At 45.9% G+C, this 15,779-nt stretch carries 6 protein-coding genes; 1 reads left to right on the top strand and 5 read right to left on the bottom strand.

What is annotated here, in order from left to right; all coding sequences use genetic code 11:
• Positions 1-39: 39 nt before the first annotated feature.
• The gene (locus GMES_RS09450; RefSeq protein WP_006992433.1) at positions 40-654 is read right to left on the bottom strand and encodes a DUF6942 family protein; all 615 of its coding nucleotides are present in this window, start codon (positions 652-654) and stop codon (positions 40-42) included.
• On the bottom strand, positions 654-1,046 hold the full coding sequence (locus GMES_RS09445) for a DUF2750 domain-containing protein (RefSeq protein ID WP_006992432.1): 393 nt from the start codon (positions 1,044-1,046) through the stop codon (positions 654-656). Before GMES_RS09445 ends, GMES_RS09450 begins: the two co-directional genes overlap by 1 nt.
• A gap of 164 nt (positions 1,047-1,210) precedes the next feature.
• On the opposite strand from GMES_RS09445, the gene GMES_RS09440 reads away from it, so the two are divergent.
• Positions 1,211-6,010 (top strand): cache domain-containing protein, encoded by a 4,800-nt coding sequence (locus tag GMES_RS09440; protein WP_006992431.1) that lies wholly within the window; start codon positions 1,211-1,213, stop codon positions 6,008-6,010.
• Here the strand turns inward: GMES_RS09440 and recD are convergent.
• Genes recD through recC form a run of 3 tightly spaced genes read right to left on the bottom strand, consistent with a single transcriptional unit; the run spans position 5,999 to position 15,692 of the window.
• Positions 5,999-8,227 carry an exodeoxyribonuclease V subunit alpha gene (gene recD, locus GMES_RS09435; protein ID WP_006992430.1) on the bottom strand — a complete coding sequence of 743 codons (2,229 nt, stop codon included), beginning with the start codon at positions 8,225-8,227 and terminating at the stop codon, positions 5,999-6,001. The genes GMES_RS09440 and recD overlap by 12 nt on opposite strands.
• Positions 8,221-12,195, bottom strand: a complete 3,975-nt coding sequence (locus tag GMES_RS09430) for a UvrD-helicase domain-containing protein (protein WP_006992429.1) — start codon at positions 12,193-12,195, stop codon at positions 8,221-8,223. The genes recD and GMES_RS09430 overlap by 7 nt, the downstream gene beginning before the upstream one ends.
• The gene (gene recC, locus GMES_RS09425) at positions 12,192-15,692 is read right to left on the bottom strand and encodes an exodeoxyribonuclease V subunit gamma (RefSeq protein WP_039987063.1); all 3,501 of its coding nucleotides are present in this window, start codon (positions 15,690-15,692) and stop codon (positions 12,192-12,194) included. Before recC ends, GMES_RS09430 begins: the two co-directional genes overlap by 4 nt.
• Between the last annotated feature and the right edge of the window lie 87 nt (positions 15,693-15,779).

Raw genomic sequence — 15,779 nt, 5'->3', positions numbered from 1 at the left:
AGATAACCGCGCACTTTTTTAAAAGTAGAAATCAAATGGCTATTGATTAAGCAACTTTAACAATTCAACTAAGCGGATAATTTTAATATTGGATAACTGGCGATAATCAAAGTAAGGGCAAACCACTGTGCGGGCGCTCTGATCAATAGCGAACTCTTCACCGTGCCATGTTAAGTTCAAACCTGTAGTCTCCACTAGGGATTTTGCGTAAGTACGGCCCATTATAATGTGATACGCATTATGAATTTTGCTCGTTGAAGCGCCATCAGCCCAGCCGTTGCCATTATAGGGCAAGTCTTGCTGCGGTGAGGGAGGGCTAAAAAGCAAAGCGGTTTGACTGTCTTGTTGCAGCAAAACTGTATCCCTATAGGCTTGCCAGCTTGCACTGTGCGCACCGGGCAAACATGCGTGTAATGCGGGATCCACACTTCGCCAAGCAAACACTAATTTTGCATAAACATTAAAGACCTTACGCCAGCCATTACCACACTGTCGATTGATTGCTTCAATATCCCCCGTGTTAAGGGAGTGCATTGTATTTAGTAGGGATAAATCTTGGTAGTTTGGCCGATTGGCGATATAGACGTTGATGCGGGCATAGTTACCCCCTAAGCCCGCATCATCACTAGCCCCAGCATAAAGAGAAGACGTCACTAGGATTCTGTTTGCAGTTCCTCATCAATACATTCGAGCATTTCTTGGGCTTCAAGCATGATCCCTTCTTCATCTTCACTCAACGGGAACACCAACACCAAGGTGCCATTTTGTTGCATACCGGGTAACCACACCTGATGCCACTGGGCAAAGTCAATTTGCTTAGGCTCACAATCAGGAAAGTCATTTTTGACCCACGCTTGCGCAAATTCTGCATAAGGCCATACGGGTATACAAGCATCATCTTCAGCTTTGAGCATTAGCCAGCCATTGTCGCCGAATAATCCCCACAAATGTTGACGCTCAATCATACGAGTAATAGCGTAATCAAAACGCTCTTCTGGTAATAATTTACTAAGGGCAATAAATTCTTCCGCTGAAATTTCCGTCATGTTGAGTTCCTGAATTTTGAATGAAAGTAATGAGTTACTACGCAACTGTACGCACCATTTTAGTGTGGCGCACGCAGCAGACTTGCGCAAATTTTAAGCTTAAAACTTGATTTTTCCTTAGTTTTGACCTGTTGTTTAACAACACAAGGAAGAGGTGCAAGTCAATGTCGGAAAAATCGGTGGCGCAGAATACCCTATCCCCGTCTAAAACGCCAAAAAGACGCCTATTTTTATTGTTTATTATCCTGCTTTGTGCGGCGGGGTTATACACCTATTTGTACTACAGCAACATTGAAGAAGGCTCAAGTAACAACAATCTGTATAGGATACTGTACGAAGCATCCAATACGCTGAATGAAAATCTAGATAAAATTAAACGCGCTCATGATTACAGCGAGAGTGAAACCTCGATACGCTCGCTTATGCCTAGCTATCAGCGCACATCCGACAACTTAACCAGAGAAACGGCAACAACGCTGCTTTATCAATTATCGGCGCAGCAAATTCATATTAAAGATGTGAGTAAAAGCACAAGCACGTCAGAAAAAAATGAAACGACAGCCCCCGAAGAAACCACACCTTCGAGCAGTAGTGAGCTTGATGCTAGCGACGCCATTCCAGCTAGTGAAACCGAATCAGGGATACAAGCTCAAGGGAAAATCACAGCCCCAAACGCCCTAGACAATGACGCAAACGTGAGTGACGACGCGATGTCTGAAACCGGCACTGATAGCGAACAACGTTCAGAAACTGATCCAAAATCACAAAAAAAGTTTAGCGCAACCTTAGATGTAGAGGACATTCTGCCTACCCCGCAAGCAGGTTTTAGCCAATATCTATTTGCTAGTAAAGAAGGGGAAGTACTGGCCTCAGTGGGACATGAAAAAACCATATCCATTGTCGATTTAACTAGCATTAACCGAGCCTTTTTACGCCAAGAATCGCGCTCTTTGTTGTCTATGGCTGAAGAGGCCGAGATTAAAGGCGAAGTGCCTTTGCCAAGTTACAGTAGCCATATCGACATTACCCTGTCTTATGGGAAATATCGCGTATTTGCTTTCCCTTTCGCACTAGACATTCCTTTGCAGTATGAGCACGAAGGTAAAACTAGCACGTTAAATCATTTGTATCTCATTGGTCTAATGCCTAGAGCCAAGCTAATCCAACAAAGCACAACCAGTTGGAATGCGTCATTATTGGTCGTCAGCGTTGTGAGTCTGCTATTTATGTTGGCTCTAGTGCGTTTGTTTCTGTTGCCGGTTACCCATTCAATTACTCCTGCCACGCGCAATCTTACGCACCTGATCAGTTACGCTTTCTTTATCGTGGTTTTGTCTTTGCTTTTGGCTTATTTGCAAAAGTACATTGTACGCTACGATAAAGACCTGCGTGCCATGGACTATGGCTCAACAATTGCCCAGGAAATGGAACATGACGTCTACGAAGTATTTAACAAACTCGCCCAGTACCGCACTTTTTACCAAACCCTGCAAAAGAGCACAGATACATACAAGAATGATGGTCAAACGCGAGTACGAGATAAGCAACTAACTCAAATCGACATATTAGACAATTTTCACAAGGGGTTGCTGAGTATTGCTGATACCCCCTGCCTCAACGTTGCAGATCACAAACGTGCACGAGATGAGGTTAAACGCGCTCAGGCCGAACATGGTGCAAACAATAACGAATCGCCAAACTTCAGCAATTTACCCAACGCTGCCGTCAACGCTAAAAATCAATTCTTTATTCGATACGCCTGCAAAGGTACACAGCTTACAATTGAAAGCGATCTTCATAAGGCTAATTTGATCGACTATTTAAATGACGATGACACCTTGCCAGATGACGCGCAAATCATCGACTTTTTCGCGCAAAATTTAGCACTGGAACACTCACCCAATGAAAGCCTAGACACATACGTTGCCTCATCACCACAAGCGAACCCGCCGCTAAAAATACTCAATATTTTTCTGCTCAACAAAGATGGCTTTATTTTGACACCGTCCTTTTACTTTGTTGAAAACAATGTATTACCTGCCGGGTTTGAGTTATCAAACCGGGACTATTTCAAAAAAATTCGCGATCAAAAAGGCTGGCGATTACCCCCTAAAAATGACGATTCTTTGCAATCTAATGGATACAACCAAGTCTTCATTCAGCGTCTGCTCAACGTCAATAATGCGACCCGTGGCACCACCATCTCGATGCCGCTACACGACGGCAGTAATGCAGGCATTCACGATCACGCCAGTAGGAACGTCGGCGAAATCGAGCACGGCAATAAACGCTATGCCGATGTTATTGCCGCCGATGTATTACTGCCCAGTATTAGCCTAGCCAAACCCGCCCCCATGGACATGACCTTCATGGTCGTCGACAGAGATAATGGTGAAGTATTATTTCACAGTGACGCTAGTCGCTCCTTAGTTGAAAACCTTTATTATTCCGGTAATCACAGCCCTGTACTGAGCCAACGGATCCGCGCGGCACTGGACAATACTGATGCAGAAAATTCAACGGTTAACCAAGCAATTGACGGGTTTTATCACGGCCAAGCAGGCCGATTTTTTGTACGACCCAGTGTGATTGATAAGTGGGCCGTGGTGGTCTTTTATCCCAACGACAGCCTAGATGCGCTGATGACGAGTCAGTTTATGTTTCTGTGCATTAGTTTTGCCGTGTTTGTGACGTTCCTAGCGTGCACGAGTTGGTTGCTCGGCCGGTTATTTGATACTGATAAACTCAAGCAAGTGGTAAATTTGCCCGCCACCTTTGATACCAAAGAAATGCTACATATAAGCTCCACGCTCATTGGCATCATGTACTGCCTTTTCACGTTTACTCACCTCGCTATTTATCCACAAGAGAGTGCTGGATATTGGGTGACGTTTATCGCAATTGGTACCCTACTGGTCATATTTTATTTTGGTTACCGAGGGTACAAGTTACTTTTCGAATCCGCAGGAGAGAGTTTCTCTATTCATGGCAAGGGAACAAAAGGGGCTGTCTTTTTGGCGTTAGGGTTAGGCGCACTCGCTCTTGTACAAGCCCTATACCTTAAGTCCGTCATGACGATCCCCTTGAAAAATTTAGCGCATTATTATCAATATCAAGATTGCAACAAGCTGAATCGAGAGCGAGCAGAAATTGCCGCTTTAGGTCTCACGCGTTTTCCAAATTCTATTACCAAGCATCGTATGAAAGCCGCTGCTCTGTTGAAAGGTAGTGGCGAGGTCAACAAGCCAATGACCCAGCAAATAAACATGCGCAAGTTAAAGGAACAGTGTGAACACTACTCCAGTGCTGTGACCCCAGACGACTTTCCTAATGCGCTGGATCTGATAAGCGCCACCCAAGATTGGCCTTGGTTAGATTCCTTTATTGCTTTTTCGCACACACCTGATACTAACGAGCAGATTGATGAAGGTAAATACAACGAAACACAGTATATGGGAGGCGATGTTTCTACAACGAGTGGCAAAGCAGTTAAAAGCGCTTACGACCGTTTAGCGAATTATGAGCTCACTATGCCCGTTTGGGCAATGATGTTAGGGGTCATTGCGATCACGCTGATGCTGATCGCTTGGCTGCACTTTAATCGAGTGACGTTATGGCAAAGATTGTATTACTCGTCGTTTTTCTTGCGACACATCCGTGGCCTAAATTTGCCCATGCACAGTGAGGACTGCGAACAAATTTCACCGCATTTAACGCTCAAGGTAGACTCAGCCAAGCCTAACGGTATTGATCTAACCACGTTGCTTCACTTAACACCGCTAACAGAAGAAGGCGCAGTGCCTAAGCCGCATATTACACCTCAAGAAACACCACAGAAGATGGAACAAAAAAACCAAAGCAAAGAGACAATAGGAGCACAGTCTTTAGCCTGCTTTGCGTTATTGCTGCAAAACAGCCCATGTTTGCAACATTTTAAGCAAGAAAAAGTCGATTTACCCAATGTAAAAATGGTGCTGCATATCGGCCCTGAAATGACGGGGTTCGCTATTGAAATGTGGGACATTGAGGTGTGTTTAGAAGTCCCCAAACTAAGAAATGAACTACTGGGTTTACTCATGGAGCTTAAATCATTAGTTTTGCTCGGTAAAATTGAAAGCTTAACCCTGTACGCGGGTTTCTATAGTTTGCAACGAGTCAAAATGAAAGATCCCCTAGGTCAGGTAAACGATACTGCCAAATTAGCCCACGCCGATTACTTATCTTGGGCTGACTGTTTGCTGGATTTCAATGTCATCTTACCGGCGAAAATCACCCAGCAAATCGACCAAGATGTATTGCACGATGAAATAGACATGTTCAGGGATTTAGCCTGCTTGTTCGCTATAAACGAGCCGCGCACTGTGCCTACTGATGAACTGGTACTTCCTCTTAAAGGCCCCAGTTTTAGCTCTTTTTCAAGAGCGCTCAACTGGTTCGCTAAAGAGAACATTCATCGCGTGTACGACAACGTAAAACAACCGCCTAGCAAGCTCTACAGCACCCGATACTGGGCCACTATTAATTATATATTGTTAAAAGCAGGAGCATTGTATCGCTACAAATGGGAGTTATGCTCCAACGCTGAAAAACTCGCTTTGTACAATCTTGCGAAGGGGCAATATATCAACCCTAAAAATAGCGAAATGATAGAGCACCTGGCGTTAGCGGGCTTGATAAAAGTTGAACGCCGACATGTGGCTATTATCAATCAAAGCTTTGCGCATTTTGTGTTGCATGCCGAAAGCCCAGAGTCCATGAGTCAGTTAGTAAATGACGGGGAAGCAGGCACATGGAAAAGCTACAGAGTCCCCTTAGGATTACTGTTGGTCTTGGTCATAGGTGCCGTCGCTCTTACCTCTGGTCAGTCGCTGTACATCATCGCCGCGTCATTAGCGGGGGTGATTGGCACCATTGCCAGTTTGACCACCAGCGCCAATATGCTTAGGGGGCATTTACGGGAGTAACCGTCTAGCTAACCCACTCCCTCGCTGACAACGCCTTGCGACACTGATCGACAAGGCTTGCTCGTCGCTATACAAGTTGAACGACTTTTTCGCCCGCGTAAGACCAGTGTACAGCAGCTCTCGGCTGAGCAATCTCGCCTGAGAGCGCGTTTCAATGCGCGGCAAGCACAAATAAACATGGTCAAACTCAGACCCTTGGCTTTTATGTATCGTCATGGCGTAAACCGTATCATGGGGAGGTAACCGACTGGGCAACACCCCGCGTAAGGTATTTTGCTCAGTAACGAACCACACTTTCATCAGACCTTCGTTTTCCTCGTCCGGCATGGCAATACCAATATCACCATTGAACAACCCTAAACTATGGTCGTTTTGCTTAAGCATAACGGGCCGGCCAATATAGAAATCTCGACCTAGTTCAATGGCCCCTTGTTTATTCAGCTCAGACTCAATCAAGGCATTCATTTGTTTCACGCCCCAACTCGCCTCTTTTTGCGCGCACAAGACTTGTTGTTGCTGTAATAACGCGAAGACCTCAATACCCTGCGTGCTAAGCGTACCTTGGGCGCATACCTGCTTTACGTGCTCAAAATATCCTTGATAATCCGGCAGCAGTCTATTCACTAACGCTTTTGGATCATCACTGGTTTGCCATATTACATCTGGGTGAACATCATCTGAAAATAATGCTTTGGCATTCGCTAACCTCCCCAGGTTAATAGCCCGCGCTAACCTGCCAATACCACTGTTTTCACTGAAACGATAACTCTTGTGCAACAAGGCAAGGCTATTGCTGATCGGCGCCTTATTTGGCGTATTGATGTTTAACTCAATCTGGCACAGGTCTTTTACCACATTAAGTGCTTCATCACTGTATGGCGGGGGTTGATTATACACAGTAGGCGAAAAATCCAATGCCGCAGAACAGATATCAGACAGCACACTGCCCGCCTCTACCGAAGCGAGTTGATCTTTATCACCCAACAAAACAATTTTTGCATGGCTAGGCAAAGCCGCAAATAACTTACTCATTAGGGGTAAATCAACCATGGACGCTTCATCCACTATCAGCACATCAACGTGCAAAGGGTGTTGTTGGTTAAACCGAAAATAAGGGCTATTTGGGATGCTGCCCAATAACCTATGAATAGTGCTGCACTGACTAGGTAAATCTGGCTTTAAGGCATCTGGCAGTTTGTCCATGGCGGCACTGATAGACTGGCTCAAACGCGCAGCGGCTTTTCCTGTTGGCGCAGCCAGTTTAATTTGCAGCTTTTTGCCTTTATGTCGCGCCAAGCCCTGTAAAAGAGCCATCAAACGGATCACAGTGGTTGTTTTCCCTGTCCCTGGTCCACCGGTGATCACACTAACACTTTGGCTCGCGGCAAGACACACAGCCACTTTTTGCCAATCTATCTCAGGTTCTTGTTGGGCATGGCCATTACCAGTTTGACGGTTTACATCACCAAGGCCTCTTCCATCACCTACATCATCAGGTGCAAAAACAAACAATTGCCCTAGTAGTGCTCTGCCCGTTTCAATATCTAAGGTGCTCGTACGCCCCGTCATGCTGTTTATTTTTTCTGCCAGTTGCACTTCGTACTGCCAATAGCGCTGCATGTATAGCTCATGCCCCTGTAGAATCAATGGCTTGCTTTGAGACTGACGTTCCTGCGCCTGATGAGTGTGTAACTGCTGGGCCAATGACTGCTGGGCCAATGACTGCTGAGCCAGTGACTGCTGGGCCGCTGAATAACGATTTTGCGATGCAGCATTTTTACCTGTATCAGAACGGGTATCTGAACCGACAACCGCATCATATTTTTGATTAGAGCGTTGCTCTTCAACTACCGAAACGCAGCTGGATGCCGCTAAAATAGACATAAGCACAGGCGCAGAATCGAAACGATAAAAGGGTAAAAACGGCTGATAAAAGCCATCGAGATTAAGACAACTATCTTGCTCGCCTAATCGACTGCTTAGATAAGCAGCCAGTAACCCAAGCACATGAATGCCGGCGGTGTTTACCGCCGATTTATCACGCTCATGGAGCATAATAAACTCAGCAAACGCTACATCCAATGGGCGAATACGGCCTACACTCAACAAGCTTTGTAGAATACTGGCAGTCGTGGCTGTCTCCGGTGTTGCCTGAGCCTGTGTTTGCTGGCGCTGTGGTTTTGGTACATCATTTTTTATCATCAGTTTGCTTACCATAAGTCTAACTGTCCTTGCGCAGCAGGCGCTTCATCGCCCCTATTCTTACTGTTTTTAGCCGCTTTTATAGATGCAGGTTGAGGCTCACTGTTAAACTGATACTCGCCATTAAACAGTGCATCTAAATCTTCTATCAAGGCTTGCGCTGGCATCAAATAAAATACCCCATTTCCGGGTTTTTCACTGTGCATCCCACGCAAGAAGGTGTAATAGGCGCCGCCTATGTCATTGGCGTAAGCATAATCTGATTTTTTACTTTTAAGCCAGCGATGCAGTGCTAATGTATAGAGAATGGCTTGCAAATAGTAGTCATGCTCTTCCATGGCATTCGCCATGGCTTCACCGTGATAATCAGCAAATTCTGCACCCAAATAGTTAGACTTGTAATCCAGCACGTAAAATTTGCCCTGATACTGAAGCGTTAAATCAATAAAGCCTTTTAACATGCCGTTGAGTTGCTCAAATTGATAATGGTGCCGACGCTGTGGAATATGCTGATTAAGGATGTGATTAAACGTCTGCGCTTTTACCTCTAAAAGCGGCAGGTAAAATTCCATTTCAACCAGTAACTGCTTTTTAGGAAGCACTGATAAACTTAAATGTTCTTCGCTTTGCTGGATACTCGAAGACTCGATGGTCAATTTGGCCTGCAGCACATCGCGCAGCCAATTATCAACCACACTAAACCATTTCTCATCGATGCCATACCAAGTGCCTTTTTCGATGATCACGTCCATTAAATTAACCGGGTTGGTGAAATCGATAGACTCCAGCACGCCATGCAGAAATGAGCCCGCTTGCGCGCCCTTCACAAACGTAAACTGATCCAGCACCTCTTGCTCTACGTTCGTTTCATCCATATCGCTAATGCCATTAATATCATCGAGAACACTATTAGGCTCACTTGCTTGTGGCAATACAGTCTCGTCGTCTGATAGCATCTGCTCGCTGTCGTTATTTGCTTCAACGCCCGAGTTGTCTGTTGTTTCTCCCGCCGCCGTTTGCGGCGCAATATATTCACCTGCCCGCGGTTCAGTTTTCGTCTGTGTATTGGCGTTACTGTTAGCACTAGCGTAGGCACTGATCACATCGAGCTTATCTGTACCCTCATCTTGACCTGGGGCAACGAATTCGTGATGTTGCTGGCTACTGATGGCTGAATAACTGGTTAAACGCCAGCGCCGAGTAACAGGCTTAGGCAATACCGCAGCGCGCAGCATGACTTTACTGCTAGTTTGAAGACTTTCATTGGTATTTTGCGACAGCAGAAGCTGTTTAAACTCGGTCGCTTTTCGCTCGGCGTCTTGAGCGGTAAATCCGTGATAGCCCAAATCAATTGTCTGGCTTAAGTCGACTAATCGCTGGGTAATCACAGCATCACTCACCTGTGTGCCTTGATTAAACAGTACTCGGCCCAGTGCAGTTTGCATCAACTGAGACTCTTTCTTACGCTGTGGGTGGCTGTTGTTCCACAAGCCGATAAAGCAATAATGTACCGCGCGGGTAAGCGCTACATACAACAAACGTATATCTTCAGCGAGACGTTCGTGATCTGCCAAAGCAAGATTTTCATCTGCGCCTAAAAAGTCGATCACTAAACCGTCTTTTTCATTGTGATAAATCGCTTCTTTCATCTCTCGGCAGCGGCTGGCAAAAGGAATAAATACCAAGGGGTACTCCAAACCTTTACTGGTATGCTGGGTGATAATTTGCACCAAATTCTGTTCGGTTTCCAAGCGAATTTGTTGGCCTTCGTTGTCATTATCTGGCTCAGCCAAATGCTCTTGAAACCAATGTAAAATCTGACTTTCACCTGACATCAACTGACTTTGTACTTGCAAAAGCTCCACTAAGTGACGCAGGTCAGTCAAACGGCGCTGGCCATCATGATATTGGCCGACCAGACGCTCAGCGATTTTAAAATGGCGCATTAAAATATTCAGCGCCATCATTAACCCTTGTCGCTGCCATAACTGATGCCAATAAGCGAATTGCTCTACCAACTTTTGCCACTGCCATTCATCGCTGAATAGCGCATCTAACGTGGTGGCGTCGTAGCAAAATAACTCACTGGCGATTGCACCTCGTAAATATCGGTCATTACTGGGATTTGCCAACGCTTGAACAATCGCAAATAAATCCACTGCGGTTTGACTCGCAAACACGCTTTTACGGGCTAAAAACATGCTATCGACACCCAGCTCAGCAAGAGCTTGTTTGACGGTGTCCGCTTCGTTTCTGTCTCGTACTAAAACGCAACAATCGCCGGGCGCCACTGGGCGTTGCATAATTTTGGCTTCACCTGAGGCGCCTTGGTGAATAAACTGAGCAATGCTTAACGCGCACTGATTAGCAAGGGCGCTTTGCGCCTCCCCCCAACCAATCGGGAGCCCATCATCACTGGTTAAGTGATGAAACGCTAAGCTGTTATGGGCTTGACCAATAACCTGTAAACCGCTTTGCTGCTCAACGCTTGCAACCGCTTGAAACGGAATACTGTCTTTAAATAAGAACCCTGCTTCGCTTTGGATAAATAGCGTATTCACCCCTTCCACTAAGCTCGGCTGTGAGCGCCAATTGGTGCCTAGCGTAAATTGTCTTGATGTCTCCACCAGATCTTTCGCAGCAATGTAGGTATGAATATCGGCTCCGCGAAAAGCGTAAATCGCTTGTTTTGGATCGCCAATCGCCACCCAGCATGGGGTAATTTCGCCAAATTGCTGGGTGTAAATAATGCGGAAAATATCAAACTGCACTGGGTCCGTATCTTGAAATTCATCAATCAATGCAGCTGGATAACTAAGTTGTATTGCTTGAGCCAGTGACTGGTGAGCGGTGTCGAGCTTTTCACTGTGACTTAGCCCGCTGCCTGGCTCGATGATTTGCCCGCTGTTCGTCTCGACTTGGCCCAGTAAAGCACGGTGCAAGTTACGCAGTAAGTCATCAGGCGAGAGCAACTGTAGGCGCTGCTTATTGATGGCTAGGTTAGTACTGATATGCTTAAGCGCGTCTAAACTGTACGCCAACAAGAGCTGATCCCGGCACTGCTGTTGCAAATGAGCAAGTGTTTCAAAACGAGAGAAGTCTAAGTGCGCTAAGCTCTTAGACGTTTTCTTCATGGCGCTGAGTACTTTTGCTGGGCTAAAGGTGGCCCATAAGTCTTTATCAAAATCAGCACGACTGTCATCGCTAAGGCAAAAAGCCTGCATTTTGGCAATAAAATCTGCTTTGCCTAGCTTAGTATTCGCTTTGAGGTCAGCATCGATAATCTGCTGAGCCACCTCGTTGTCTTGCCACCAGCGTTTGGTGTCTTGCAATGTATTAATGTATTTATCAACAGTGTCGTGACTCGTCTTAACATCGACCGTCTGCAAAGGAGTCACGTGGCGATACAGCAACGAACGCAAGGCCGATTGCAATGCTTGGGGGCTGTGCCATATATCCAGCAACTCATTCAGTACCTGACTCGGCAAATGCACAATATGCCCGCGCCAGTAATCCTCAACCGCCAGTTTTAACCACTGTGACTCATCCAGTACGAGACTTTGCTCATACATTGCGCCGCTTTCAAACGCATGCAAACTCAGCATACGCTGACAGAAGCCGTGTATGGTGTATACAGCTGCATCATCCATCTGCTTAATGGCTAATAACAGTCGGTGACAATCGAGCTCAATATTGTCACTTCGTTCAATGAGATATTGCGTGAAGTCATCACTGCTGAGCCCAGCGTAAAAATCTAAATAAGCACGTTGTAATCGCTGGCGAATGCGCTGTTTTAGTTCCGCCGTCGCGGCGTTGGTAAAGGTTACGACTAGAATTTTATCAACACTTAAAGGCGTGCACTCGTCCCCTAACAACAGGCGTAAATACAAGTTCACTATGGTATAGGTTTTACCTGTGCCTGCACTGGCCTCAATCAATGATGCCCCAGTGAGCGGAAAGGTTTTGGTGTCTAATGGGATCATGAGGCCTCTCCCAATGCGTCAAACAGCGGGTCAAATAATGCATGGCTGACCTCACTGAAAGCAGAGAAGTGCTGATTTAGATCTGGGCAAACCCGGCGAATATGTGGTTCTTCCCCCTCTCCCTTGGCGAAATAGCTGCCGTAAAAGGCGTTTTTAGCCTTCATCAGTGCTTTTGCTTCATCACCGACACTCAGCCACTCGTAAGCGGTTTTGGGATAAAAGTGCAAAACCTGTTGCTGACCTAATCGCCAATAACGGATAAATATCGCCAACTGGGTTTTCGCTTCATCTTTGTCGACAGCGCCAATGCTAAAGGGCTCTTTGTCATCTACGCCAATGTAATAGGCGCGTTGGTGTTTTGCCACGTTGCCGTTGGCACACAGGGCTAACCAGGTTAACCATAGTTGCAATACGTTGTTGCCTTTGACTTTGCCCGGTCGCCATAACACCAAATTGCCACCGTATAGATTGTCTACCCAACCGGTTATCTGAATACTTTGAGTAGTTGTTGCTGTCAGCGGATTTTGTGTTGATGAATGCGTGTTGGCATCTAGTTCACTTGCCGGCGCGGATGAAATATCCAACAAGTAACTTAGCTCAAAGTTAACTTCTGCTCGTTTAGGCGGCACTTCATCCAGCGGCCCGCCAATCACTTCCACTAAAGCATCGATTAACGCTTGGGATTGTTTACGAATGGGCTGCAAACTTATATCGGCAATATTTCCTGTGGGCAATTTACCTTCTGCCCGTAAACGCGTTGTCCAATCCTTTTGCTGAGTGGTGACAAAACGCTCGTTCAACATATAGCGCGACAATGCATCAAGCTCAAACGGCTCGTCGTCAGTTTGAACGTCATAAATACGGGTCAAACGGGTTTGCCAGCGCTGGGTAAAAAACGCCTTCGCGGGATTGCTAAAGAACATCAGTAATTCTTCTAATTCGACTTCTGACACTTGGGCAAGCTCAGGCAATGCAAATAATGGCGCAGGACAAAAATCCACTTCTTTATCACTGTGTAAGCTGCCAGCCGTCAGTTGCTGCGCTAATGCCAGCCAATGGGTTTGAAAACTAGCCGTGACGCTTGGTAGCGGTTCCTCTTCGTGGGCATCGCGGTTACTGGCAAAATACACAGGATTAAATGGCTGCAGTGCATGCTCATGATAAATATGCCTGGCTAAATTATCGGCGCATATTTTGGCTTCTAAGCTCTCATCACCTGCCAAACAGAAGGTTTGTTGTGTGTACTCAAGTAACTCGCTAAGCAAAATTGACGGACTACGCGGTGAGTTATCTTTAACGCTAAAGCCTTGAAAACTTAAATACAGTCGCTTACGCGCAGATAAAATTGCCTCTAAAAACAGATATCTGTCATCTAGCCTACGGGAGCGGTCTCCTCTTCGCCCTTTGCCTATGCGCATTAAATCGAAACCGACCGGCACCACTTGCCTTGGGTAATCGCCATCATTTAGACCAAGCAAGCACACCACTTTAAACGGCACACTGCGCATGGGCATTAATGTACAAAAATTCACATAACCAGCTAAAAAGCGTTGTCCTACGCCTTTACTGGATAAACTTTGCTCCAGCTCAGCGAGGAAAACATTATGCACAATTTCACCACTGAATTGATGCTCGTGTGCTGTCATTTGCTCCAGTGATTGGCGCAGTTGCAGCACATAGGTTTGGTCATCATCGTCAGGCAAATACAGCTGTTCAATGATTGACAAGGCACCTTTAATTTTCGCATGCAGGCTGGCAGCACTTTGGCAAAAGGCTAACGCATTGCCAAGCTCGCGGCTGAACAAATAGAACTTACCTAAAGCCACAACGTGCTGGCCTTCGATGTGTTCATAAGGTGCAATTGGCTCACGAGCTTCATCAAACATGCTTTCACCACCCATGGCATAACCAGCCAATAAACGTTGTAAACCAAACAACCAAGTATTTTGCGGCTCGTTAGGCAGTGCCCAGCGTGTTTTATCTTGGCCATCCCAACCCCAGCGCACACCTGCATCAGCAAGCCATACACTTAATAAATCAAATTCTTCAGGGGTGATATCAAATTTTCGCTGTACTGCTGGCACTTCACACAAGGCCAGTACATCAGATAAACCGATACGGCTTTGATGTAGCGACATCAGTTGAATAAAGCTATTAAGTAGAGGCGACTCTTGCTGGGCGTTGCGATCAGAAATAGCATAGGGAATGTTCAGCGCTTTGTCTGTGCCGCCAAATACACCATCAATAATCGGTGCATAGCTCGCCACGTCTGGCATCATCACAATCACATCCCCTGGGTGTAGCTCAGGGTGGTCAGCAAAAAGGTGCAATAACTGGTCGTGTAAGACTTCGAGCTCGCGTACAGCAGAATGACACGCATGTACCTGCAAGGTCATGTCGTCTTTAGCAAGCGGTATTTTAGGGTATTCCTCACCGTTTGATAGCAGCTCTTGTGCTGGCAGTGGCTCTATCGACCCGCGATGCGTTAAAGCCAACACTTCGTGTTGCATATGTTCAAGCAAGCTTTCAGGCTCTTGCTCGATAAATGCATCATGCAATTCAACGTCTAAGCCCAAGATCATGTCTTGGTAGTCTCGCCCCTGCTTGCCCCAAGAGGCGAGCAATGGGTTGCCAACCAATAGGTAATCATCCATACCGCTTAAGCCACTTTGGGCATCTTCATTTGCTTGGGCGAGTAAGCTTTGCAATTTGGCTTGCAGTACTTGTTTGTTGTCTACTATGTCGCCCCAATAATGGGCGCTGGGATTAAACCAAAATATGATCACGTCGCGACTTTTCGCTAACGCTGAGAATATTTCCAATTGCTGTACAGGCATCGCTGAAAGACCAAATACAAACAAGGGTTTCAGCTCATCTTGCTCGCAACTAATGTGCCCAAGCTCGCTCACTAAGCGTGTATGCAAATTCGCTCTATGATAAGGAGACTCATCCAGTTCTTTGGCATATTTAACCAAAGCTCGCCATAAAATAGGCTGCCAAGGTTGGACCGACACGTCGGTATCGTCTAAGTTATTTTCGCCTTGTTCCCAAGCCATAATCCACTCTGGACGATAGACCAAATATTGATCATAAATATCGGCTATTTTTTGGCATAACTGATAAAGCTTAAGTGGCTGTGGATCATGTAAATACTGGGCAATGCTGGCAAATTCAGTTTTATCACTCATTCCAGGCAATATGCTCATGAGCTTCCACGTCATGTTGTCTTTAGTGAAGGCAGACTGCTCAGGTAAATCGTTCACGTGGCCTTTGTATAATTGCCAGATATAGCTTGAGGGTAACGGAAAATCGATATTGGCAGAAATACCCAGAGCTTGGGCAATTTCTATTTTTAACCACTGGGCCATGCCGGGGCTTTGTACTAACACCACGTCAGGGGAAAAGATATTGTCTAGGCTGCTTTTACTCTCGCCTAACCACCCGATGAGATAAGCGGCTAAACTTTCCATTTTATTAGACTGAACCAGATGCAACATAGCTAACTACACTCGGGAAATTGATGCCCAAGTGTAGCAAAAATACTGTTTATAAAACCACTATTGATTAATGAATTAACGTTCGTT

The organism is Paraglaciecola mesophila KMM 241, from assembly GCF_000315015.1.
Taxonomy (GTDB): domain Bacteria; phylum Pseudomonadota; class Gammaproteobacteria; order Enterobacterales; family Alteromonadaceae; genus Paraglaciecola; species Paraglaciecola mesophila.
Note: the sequence above shows the minus strand (reverse complement) of the source record. Positions and strands in the feature narration are given on the sequence as shown.

What these genes read in the sequence shown, in the direction of transcription:
- GMES_RS09445 (WP_006992432.1), bottom strand. Translation starts at nt 1,046, where the DNA reads ATGACGGAAATTTCAGCGGAAGAATTTATTGCCCTTAGTAAATTATTA.
- GMES_RS09440 (WP_006992431.1), top strand. Translation starts at nt 1,211, where the DNA reads ATGTCGGAAAAATCGGTGGCGCAGAATACCCTATCCCCGTCTAAAACG.
- recD (WP_006992430.1), bottom strand. Translation starts at nt 8,227, where the DNA reads ATGGTAAGCAAACTGATGATAAAAAATGATGTACCAAAACCACAGCGC.
- GMES_RS09430 (WP_006992429.1), bottom strand. Translation starts at nt 12,195, where the DNA reads ATGATCCCATTAGACACCAAAACCTTTCCGCTCACTGGGGCATCATTG.
- recC (WP_039987063.1), bottom strand. Translation starts at nt 15,692, where the DNA reads ATGTTGCATCTGGTTCAGTCTAATAAAATGGAAAGTTTAGCCGCTTAT.